4 protein-coding genes are annotated in these 4,042 nt (G+C 65.9%); 1 reads left to right on the top strand and 3 read right to left on the bottom strand.

Features of this window, described 5'->3' with window-relative positions; translation table 11 throughout:
- Window positions 1-169: 169 nt before the first annotated feature.
- The gene (locus VML93_RS34300; RefSeq protein ID WP_325617636.1) at window positions 170-1,144 is read right to left on the bottom strand and encodes a bifunctional riboflavin kinase/FAD synthetase; all 975 of its coding nucleotides are present in this window, start codon (window positions 1,142-1,144) and stop codon (window positions 170-172) included.
- A gap of 47 nt (window positions 1,145-1,191) precedes the next feature.
- Between VML93_RS34300 and mntR the strand changes: the two genes are divergently transcribed.
- Entirely contained in the window at window positions 1,192-1,896 is a 705-nt protein-coding gene (mntR, locus tag VML93_RS34295; RefSeq protein WP_325617634.1) for a manganese-binding transcriptional regulator MntR, read from the top strand.
- Between the two features lie 54 nt (window positions 1,897-1,950).
- On the opposite strand, the gene VML93_RS34290 is transcribed toward mntR, so the two are convergent.
- On the bottom strand, window positions 1,951-3,207 hold the full coding sequence (locus tag VML93_RS34290; protein ID WP_325617632.1) for an acyl-CoA dehydrogenase family protein: 1,257 nt from the start codon (window positions 3,205-3,207) through the stop codon (window positions 1,951-1,953).
- Window positions 3,208-3,210: 3 nt separating this feature from the next.
- The coding region (locus tag VML93_RS34285; protein WP_325617630.1) for a thiolase C-terminal domain-containing protein at window positions 3,211-4,042 on the bottom strand (832 nt) is incomplete at its 5' end.

Here is a 4,042-nt window from a genome sequence, read left to right as displayed (position 1 = left end):
GTCATGCAGGCCGTACTGGCTCAGAATTTCTTTCTTCTGCTCGGCTGTCAGCGCCACGAAAATATCTCCATCAATCGGTCCGCGATCAGGAAATTCAAAGCGCGGCCACCGCGAACCGCAGCACGCGCCGATGTCGTCCGGCAGTTTAGCAGCGCAATATGGACCGGCGTTAACCCGCAGAGAGCAAGGCTCGCGTCCGCTCGGTGTCCTTGGCGATCTCGGCCACCAGACCGCGCACCGAGTCGAACTTGCGCTGCCCGCGGATGCGCGCGACGAAGTCCAGCGCCACATGCTGCCCGTACAGGTCGGCGTCGGTGTCCAGGACGAACGCCTCGACGGTGCGGGTGCGCCCGGAGAAGGTCGGGTTGGTGCCGACGGACACCGCTGCCTGATAGCGCTCACCGGGGATGACGGTGCCGGTCGCCGGCCCATGCCCGAGCACGGTGAACCAGGCCGCGTACACGCCGTCAGCCGGGATCGCCGAGTACATCGGCGGCGCCACGTTCGCGGTGGGAAAGCCCAGCTGGGCGCCTCTCCCGTGGCCCCGGACCACGACGCCCTCGACGCGGTGCGGGCGACCGAGTGCCTCGCTCGCGGCCATCACGTCGCCGGCGTCGACGCAGGAGCGGATGTAGGTGGAGGAGAACGTCACGGTCTCGTTGCTGTGCTGTTCGGACAACAGCGACATCGACTCCACCGCGAACCCGAATCGCTCGCCGGCCTTGCGCAGGGTGTGGACGTTGCCGGCGGCTTTCTTGCCGAAGGTGAAGTTCTCGCCGACCACCACCTCGACCACATGCAGGTTCTCGACCAGCAATTCGTGGACGTAGCGCTCGGGCGTGAGCTTCATGAAATCGGTCGTGAACGGCATCACCAGGAACACATCGATGCCCAGCTCCTCGACGAGCTCGGCGCGATGGGTGAGCGTGGTCAGCTGCGCCGGATGACTACCGGGATAGACCACTTCCATCGGGTGCGGGTCGAACGTCATCAGGACCGTCGGCACGTTGCGGGCGCGCCCGGCTTTGACCGCGTGCGCAATCAATTCGGCATGGCCGCGATGTACGCCGTCGAACACCCCGATGGTGAGTACGCATCTGCCCCAGTCCGTGGGGATCTCGTCCTGGCCGCGCCACCGCTGCACGATCGCAAGCCTACGGGTAGAGCCCCTTGCCCTTAAACTCTGTTGTTGTGAGGGCTGACGAAGAGCCTGGTGGGCTCACCGCGGTTGGCCAGGATTATTTGAAGGTCATCTGGACTGCGCAGGAGTGGTCTCCCGAGGGGGCTCCGCACAAGGTCAGCACCAAGATGCTGGCCGAGAAGATCGGGGTGTCCGCCAGCACCGCCTCGGAGTCGATCCGCAAACTCGCCGAACAGGGCCTGGTCGACCACGAGAAGTACGGCGCGGTGACCTTGACCGAGGCGGGGCGGCGAGCGGCGCTGGCGATGGTGCGCCGGCACCGGCTGCTGGAGACCTTCCTGGTCAACGAGCTCGGCTACGGCTGGGACGAGGTGCACGACGAGGCCGAGGTGCTCGAGCACGCCGTCTCGGATCGCCTGATGGCCCGCATCGACGCCAAGCTGGGGTTCCCGCACCGCGACCCGCACGGTGACCCGATCCCGGCGACGGACGGCCACGTGCCGACGCCGCCGGCGCGTCAGCTGTGGGCCTGCGACGACGGGGACACCGGGACGGTGGCCCGCATCTCTGACGCCGACCCGGAGATGCTGCGCTATTTCGCCAGCGTCGGGATCAGCCTGGACTCGCAGTTCCGGGTGCTGACCCGCCGCGAATTCGCCGGCATGATCTCGGTGGCCATCGAGAAGGCCGACGGCGCCCAGACCACCGTCGAACTGGGCAGCCCGGCCGCGCGAGCGATCTGGGTGGTCGCTTAGTCACCGGCTTGCGCCCAGCCCTTCCGACCCGCTTCGCCGCGCTTGCGATCGCCGCTAGCGGCTCAGCAGGCCCTTGGCGATGTGGGTCACCTGGACCTCGTTGCTGCCGGCGTAGATCATCAGCGACTTCGCATCGCGGGCCAGCTGCTCGACCCGGTACTCGGCCATATATCCGTTGCCGCCGAACAACTGCACGGCATCCATCGCGACGTCGGTGGCGGCCTCCGACGAGTACAGCTTGATCGCGGATGCCTCCGCCAGGCTGATCGACTTGCCCTTCCGCTGGCGCTCGATGGTGGCAAACACCATGTTCTGCACGTTCATCCGGGCGATTTCCATCTTCGCCAGTTTCAGCTGGATCAGCTGGAATTGCCCGATGTTCTTTCCCCACAGCGTCCGAGTCTTCGCGTAGTCCACGCACAGCCGGTGACATTCGTTGATGATGCCCAGCGCCATCATCGCGATGCCGATCCGTTCGGCGGCGAAGTTGTCGCGGGCGCTGTCGCGGCCGTCGACGTCGCTCCGCGAGTTCTCCCCCAGCAACCGGTCCGGGCCCAGCCGCACGTTGTCGAAGAACAGCTCACCGGTCGGCGAGGACATCATGCCCATCTTCTTGAACGGCTTGCCCTGCGTCAGACCCGGCATGCCGGAGTCGAGCACGAAGATGAGCACCGGCCGGTTCCGCTTGTCCACGGATGGATCGCCCTCGTCCAGTTTGGCGTAGACGATCAGGACATCGGCGTAGGGCCCGTTGGTGATGAAGGTCTTCTGGCCGTTGAGGATGTAGTCCTCACCGTCGCGCTTGACGTGAGTCTTCATGCCGCCGAACGCATCCGAGCCGGAGTCCGGCTCGGTGATGGCCCAGGCCGCGATCTTCTTCAGCGTCATCAGGTCGGGCAACCAGCGTTCCTTCTGGTCCAGCGTGCCACGGCTCATGATGGTCGCCGCACCCAAGCCGATGCTGACCGTCGCGGTGCTCAGCGCTCCGATGCTGACCCGGGACAGCTCGGACACCAGCACCGCCATCATCGACGCCTGGGCGCCGCCCCCCAAACCGCCTGCGTCGTCCTGCTTTTCGCCGTCGTCCGGCTCAGGCTTTCCGTCCTGTCTGGCGCGTTCGCGAGCCAGCATCTTCTTGACCGATTCGGCCCCCATCGTGTCGAGACCAAACTGGCTGTACAGCTTCCGCATGATCGGATAAGGGGACAGCTCGCCGGTTTCCAGTTCGTCCAGGTGCGGGCGGATCTCCTTGTCAACGAATTGACGAACCGCGTCCCGAACCATCAGGTCGGTGTCGGACCACTCGATCATCGTTCAGCGTTCGGCACGCTGGTAAGCGGTGACGACGGCGGCGCCACCCAGCCCGATGTTGTGCTGCAGCGCGGCGGTGACGTTGTCGACCTGGCGCTTGTCGGCGGTGCCGCGCAATTGCCAGGTCAGCTCCGAACACTGCGCCAACCCGGTCGCGCCCAGCGGGTGGCCCTTGGAGATCAGCCCGCCGGACGGGTTCACCACCCAGCGTCCGCCATACGTGGTCTGGTTGTCGTCGATCAACTTGGGCGCCTCGCCGTCGCCGCACAGGCCCAGGGCTTCGTAGAGCAGCAGCTCGTTGGCGGAGAAGCAGTCGTGCAGCTCGATCACCTGGAAGTCCTCGGGGCCGAGCCCGGACTGGTCGTAGACCCGTTGGGCGGCTTGCACATTCATGTCGTGGCCGATGATGTTGCGGGCACTGCCGTCGAAGGTGGATCCGAAGTCGGTGGTCATCGCCTGTCCGACGATCTCCACCGCCTGCCCGGCCAGGTTGTGCTCGGCCACGTAGTCCTCACTGGCCAGCACCACCGCGGCCGAGCCGTCGGAGGTGGGCGAGCACTGCAGTTTGGTGAGCGGGTCGGAGATCATCTTCGCGGCCAGGATGTCGTCGAGGGTGTAATCCTCCTGGAACTGCGCGTAGGGGTTGTTGACCGAGTGCTTGTGGTTCTTCAAACCGATCTTGGCGAAGTGCTCCGCGGTGGTGCCGTACTTCTTCATGTGCTCGCGGCCGGCCGCCCCGAACATCCACGGCGCCACCGGAAAAGCGAACTCGTCGATCGCGGCCAACGCCTGGACATGCTTGCCCAGCGGCGACTCCCGGTCGGTGGCGCCGCCG

It is taken from the genome of Mycobacterium sp. (assembly GCF_035499775.1).
In the GTDB taxonomy this organism is placed as follows: Bacteria; Actinomycetota; Actinomycetes; order Mycobacteriales; family Mycobacteriaceae; genus Mycobacterium.
This window is presented reverse-complemented; position numbering and strand designations above follow the sequence as displayed.